Raw genomic sequence first — 660 nt, 5'->3', positions numbered from 1 at the left:
GGCGATCCAGCCGAGGATGATGGGCAGCGCCAGGCGCCGGATCCACTTGGCGATGCCACTGTGGTCGGCGGCGTGCTTGGGCGGTGGGCTCGCCGGGAAGGCGTCGGTGGGCGCGTCGTGCGTGGGAGTGCTCATGCAGATTTCACCAAGCAGAAGGTCTGGGCGTTGACGCCGGTGGACGTGCGCTGGTCTTTGAGTTCGTCATCGACGGTGATGCGGCAGCTGATGGTGCTGCCGTCGCCCTGGGCCACGATGTTGGGGAACACCGACGGGGCGGTGCTCTCCAGCCGCAGCGTCCAGGGCAGGGACACCCCGTCGACGCGTTGCGGCTGGGCGTTGAGGTCGAGGTAGTTGACGTCGGCGGTCGCGCCGGGCTCGCCGGTGATTTCGTACACCACGACTTTGGGGTCGAACGGTTTGGTGTCGTCGACCTTGGCGCTGGCGGTGCCCGAACCGTCGCCTGCGCCGAAGAAGGTACGGACCCGCATCACGGTGAAAGCCCCGATGACCACCACCACGAGGATGAGCACGGGGATCCAGAACCGTCTCAAGAGCTTCATGTTTCGCTCGTCAGCCTTTCGGATGCGCGACGAGGCAGCTGTCCTTGCCGTACGACAAGTGAAACCTATACAGTCGGCTAACTTCAATCAAGTCGATTGG

At 64.5% G+C, this 660-nt stretch carries 1 protein-coding gene; it reads right to left on the bottom strand.

Annotated features, from left to right (window positions below):
• Positions 1-131 precede the first annotated feature (131 nt).
• Entirely contained in the window at positions 132-560 is a 429-nt protein-coding gene (locus tag A5784_RS08965; RefSeq protein ID WP_064944427.1) for an MmpS family transport accessory protein, read from the bottom strand.
• Between the last annotated feature and the right edge of the window lie 100 nt (positions 561-660).

This window comes from Mycobacterium sp. 852013-50091_SCH5140682 (genome assembly GCF_001665685.1).
GTDB lineage: Bacteria > Actinomycetota > Actinomycetes > Mycobacteriales > Mycobacteriaceae > Mycobacterium.
The sequence above is the reverse complement of the archived record's forward strand: the minus strand, read 5'-3'. Positions and strand labels throughout refer to the sequence as shown.

Coding starts and splice junctions, on each gene's coding strand:
- A5784_RS08965 (WP_064944427.1), bottom strand. CDS start 560: ATGAAGCTCTTGAGACGGTTCTGGATCCCCGTGCTCATCCTCGTGGTG.